Here is a 4,701-nt window from a genome sequence, read left to right on the forward strand (position 1 = left end):
TGATATTTTCAAAAAGCGCGTCCACAAGCGCCATACGGGAGCAAAAATTCACCATGTCCTTGTAGCCGTCGCTAAGAAAATTGCTTTTGTGCGTCTTGCCGTTGTCATCAAGCAAAACTTCCAAATCTGTGTTTATAATCAGGTTTACAGAAGAGCCGAGCATTTTTACGTATTTTTCAAATCCTTTTTTCATCGGGTCGCTGTAATTCTCGTCAAGATTTTCCTTGGCTTTTTGGAGCAGTTCCAGAGTTTTTGAAAAAATTTCGTATTCGGCGGATTTTTCGCGTTTTTCAAGCGTAAGCCGCTCGATTTCAGTTTCAACGTCGTCTTTTTTTTCGGTGTCGGCAAGATTATCGCTGATTATTTTCTGATAGTCTGACAGAATCTTGTTTTTAGAAGAAAGTTCTTCAGACACAGCTGAAAGTTCATTCTGCAGGACGTCAACCGGTTTTTCCGGCTTTGTAAGATTTTCAAAAGACTCAATTTTGTTGTTCGGGTCGTTTTCAAACTCCTCAATTTTCTTTTTTTCGGAAAGAATCTGACTCTCAACGTTTTTTATTTCCGTAAGTTTTCCGTGAATCTCAAGAACCTGATTTGCATAGCTTAAAGTTTTTTCAGTCTTGTATTGAGAAAGAATCGCTTCAAGTTTGCTTTTTTCTTCGCTTTGAATTCTTAAATTTTCAGAATCGGCGTTGATTTTCTTTTTAAGCTCTTCAAGTTTCGCAAGTTTTTCGTTCAAAATCTGAATATCCGCAGGCACAGAAGAAATATTTTCCGTCTTGCAGTAGCGTTTTGTAAAAGCCCGGATTTTTGTCTCATATTCTTCCGGCGTGATTTTCTGCGAGTTCAGCCACTTTTTGTATTCGTTTTCTTTTTGCAAAAGCCTTGAATAATCGCTGAATTCCGTGCTGATTTTTGTGAGCGCGCCAATTTCTGAAGAGTCGTTTTCAGAATATTTCTTGATGAAATTTTTGTACGATACCTCCAGATTTTCCGCGTGGCTCTGTTTCTCTGCAATTTCTTTTTTAAGGCTAGAAATTTTCTGTTCAATTTCCGAAAAATCCTGTCTTTTCCCTTTTATAACAATCGCCAGAATCATAAAAAGAATAAAAACCACAACTCCAGAAAGCCCAAGAATTATGTTGTTCAAGACAAATCCAAAAATTCCAGCCGCCAAGCCAAAAAATCCAAGTGTTGCAAACACAATTTTTTTCGGATTTTTCTGTTTTTGCTGCAAAAGCGTGTTCAACGCATTTTCTTTTTCAAAAAGCTCATTCTTTAGCTCGTTTATTTGATTTTTTTCCTGCTGAACTTTTGAAATGTCAGAAATACAGCCGTCGATTTTTTCCTTTGAAACATCTGAATTTTTGTATTTTTGGCTCAAAGAACTAAATTCCGAATATTCCGGCTCCGTAAGTTTTTTTGCGCTTTCAGACTGCTTAAAATTTTTGTATTCATTGTCAGTTTTTAGACATTCCTCAATCTGAGACTTTGAAGGAATATCGCCGGCAAAATAATTTTTCAAGGTTTCATAGAAATCTTTTTCAGTTTGGCTTGCAGACTGATTTTTTATGTTCGACTCAATCGTTGTATAATTGTTTGAAATTGAATCGATTTTTTTTACAGTTTCTTCCGTTGGAATTTGCCCGTTAAAAAAATCGCAGAGAGATTTCTTTTCATTTTCGGATTTTTTTAGGTCATTTTTAAGCTGCTCGTATCTTGTTTTGCCTTCAAATTTTGCCCAAATAGAAATTTGCTCCGCAACAGATTCCTGCTGTTTTTTCAGCTCAAGAATTTCTTTTTGAATCCCAGAAACTTTTTCTTCATAAGCTGCGTTTTCTTTCAATTTTGAATCAATTTCTTCTATATAATTTCTATTTGCGTCAATTTTTTGCTGGATAGCCGGAATCTCGCCTGTTCCCTTGTTTCTTCCTTGCAGCTCCTTCGATTTTTTTTCAAGAATTGCCGCCGCTTCCTCAAAATTAGAAATATCGCCGCTTTCAACAAGATTGTTCAGCTTTGCGGTGATGTCCGCCGAGCCGACCGGAGAATCTTTTAACGTTACAAAAACGCTCCGCGCATAAGAATCCCGGTTGATTCCAAAAATTTCAGTTCCCAAATCTTCCGAAAAATCAAAAGAAGGTTTATTCGTTTTTAAATCGCGCAGCTCAAATGTATCCTCATTTTTTTTTGAGCCAAAAGTTCTGTTCACTAAATATTCTTTGCCGTTGTGGCAAAATATCATGCTTCCGCCGTAAACTCCGCCCTGCCACGGAAAATATTTCAGCTTTTCATTTTTTTCAACGTCTTTTGAGGCTGTGTGTTCCATTCCGTAAAACATTGCTTTTATAAAAACTGAAAGAGTCGTTTTTCCCCAGCCGTTTTCATAGACAAAAGAATTTACGCCTTTTTTCAAATCTATATCAACATTGTGGAATTTTCCAAAATTATTTATGTGAATTTTTACAATTTCCATTGCTAAAGTCTCCCCGCCAACGCTTTTATGCCGGTCATAATAATCTTGATTTTTTGCTCTTCAGAAAGATTCTGCTGATTTTTTACAAGACGGATAAATTCACCTTTTAGCGAAACATCTTTTTCATATTTTGTGAAATCGATTTTTGTTTCAGTTTTATCTTTTACACGCACATAAAAATAGTCCGAAGCCAATGCCGACTGGTAAGATTCCGGCTCAATTTCAGTTTCCTCAGAAAGCTCGCCTGTCAAATCAACCTGAACAATATCTTTGGAAGAAATTCCAGCAAGAGAATCCGTTATTTTTTGCATAATATCTGAAAAATCCAGAACTCCAGAAAGTTTCACAGGAATTTCATGAACAATTCTTTTTGAAACCGGAACAAATTTTGCCTCAACTTTATTATTTTCAATATCCAGAAGAACAAATCCCTTTTTTCCACACTCGTCAAAGCCGCGCCCTTCAAGACAGCCCGAATAGCACCAGGAACAGCGGTTATCAAGTTTTTCAATCTTAAAATCGTGGATGTGCCCCAAAGCAATGTAGTCAATGTTTTTATTCGTCAGTTTTGGCAAGGAAATTTCCGGAGCGTCATTCTTTGGCTTGTACTCGGCAATCTGTCCATGCAAGACAACGATATTCACTCGGGAAGGATCAGGATTCAGCTCGCTGTAAGCCGCCAACGGAATTGACGAGGAAAATTCGCGACCGTAAATATCAACATTTTCATACGAATGTTTTTGCCATTTTGATTTTGAAAAACGCTTTAAATTCGGAACCAGTTTTTCTTCAAAAAAATCAACATTCTCGTCATGGTTTCCCCGAAGATACAAAAAATCAATTCCAGGATTCTGCTCAATGATATAAAAAATCCGCTGCTTTATTTTTTTCTGCTGGTTTTCCTTTGTGTCAAACAGGTCGCCGGCAATAATTATCGCTTTTACACCGTTTTCCCTTGCAAACTCAACCATTTTCGCAAAAGAATCGACAATCTCATTCCGCCGGAGTTCCGCATTCTCCTTTGAAAAATGCGTTCCCATTTTAGAATCAGCGTGAATGTCAGCACAATGTATAATTTTCATCAGTTGATAGACTCCTGAATTTTGAAACTTTCTTTTTATTTTACAATTATAGCATGAAATAAACGGATTTTATAGATTTTCCAGATTTCTAACTCTCACTCATACTTCGTTATTAGCTTGTGAATGTCTATTTTCTGTTTTTTAATAATTTTTCGGCTTCATCCAGCATTTTCATCTCTTCTTCATCCTGCCTGTCAGCCTCTTTTGCCTCAAAATTTTTTCGTCGCCTGTCAAACTCCAGATAAATCTCCTCGACTTTTTTGTCTGCCAGTTTTCTGTTTATAGAGCCTTTATCATGCAAAAGCGGCAGATAATGACCGGTAATAATTTTGTCCGCATTTTCTTTCCAAAATTGCATTGTCAAATCTTTTCGCATTTTTACAATCAATTCCGCGCTTTCCAAGAAAATTGTCACAATACGGTTAAGCGAATCCAGCTCATCATGCGTAAGATAATTCTTGCTTGCATAAATATCCTGCTTGCGGACGATTTTTCCCTTCCAGCTTGTAAGGTTCATATTTGGCTTTGAGCTGTCGGCCCGGCTTAGAATCAGCTCAGGCGCAGTCATTTTTGTGACAGCAAAAATCAGCTTGTTCTGGATTTCAGCAAAAAACATCTGGGTGGCTTTATCAATCGCGTCATAATCTGAACAAAGAGAAAACAAATCTCGGAGCTTCTGATAGAAACGCTTTTCGCTCGCGCGGATGTCCCGGATTCGCTCAAGTAGCTCATCAAAATAATCAGGCCTGCCGTCAGGATTTTTCAGCCGCTCATCATCAAGAACAAATCCCTTTGCAAGGTATTCAGAAAGATTTTCGTTTGCCCAGCGGCGGAACTGAGTTCCACGAATACTTCTCACACGGAAACCAACCGCAATCACCATAGGAAGCGCATAATAAGTAACATTGTAATTCTTGCCGTCCGAGGCAGTTGTTAAGAAATCCTTAACAACTGATTTCTCGTCTAATTCCTTTTCCTGCAAGACATTAGCAATATGCATACTGATATTCGGCTTAGAGGTGTCAAAAAGCAAAGCCATCTGCTGCTGGTTCATCCAGACAACACCATCCTTTGAATAGAGCCTGACATCGGCTTTTCCGTCATCTGTCTTGTAAATTATAAGTTCATTTTGCATGATTTGTT

3 protein-coding genes are annotated in these 4,701 nt (G+C 37.7%); all 3 read right to left on the reverse strand.

Annotated features, from left to right (window positions below; all coding sequences use genetic code 11):
• On the reverse strand, positions 1–2,476 hold a 2,476-nt coding region (locus B2X33_RS00285), incomplete at its 3' end, for an AAA family ATPase (RefSeq protein ID WP_296666593.1).
• 2 nt (positions 2,477–2,478) lie between these two features.
• Positions 2,479–3,558, reverse strand: coding sequence for a metallophosphoesterase family protein (locus B2X33_RS00290; RefSeq protein WP_296666595.1), 1,080 nt, complete (start codon positions 3,556–3,558; stop codon positions 2,479–2,481).
• 127 nt (positions 3,559–3,685) lie between these two features.
• Positions 3,686–4,701 (reverse strand): virulence RhuM family protein (locus tag B2X33_RS00295; RefSeq protein ID WP_349675700.1); only part of this gene is annotated, 1,016 nt, incomplete at its 5' end.

Origin of the sequence: Treponema sp. UBA785, assembly GCF_002297065.1 — a bacterium.
GTDB lineage: Bacteria > Spirochaetota > Spirochaetia > Treponematales > Treponemataceae > Treponema_D.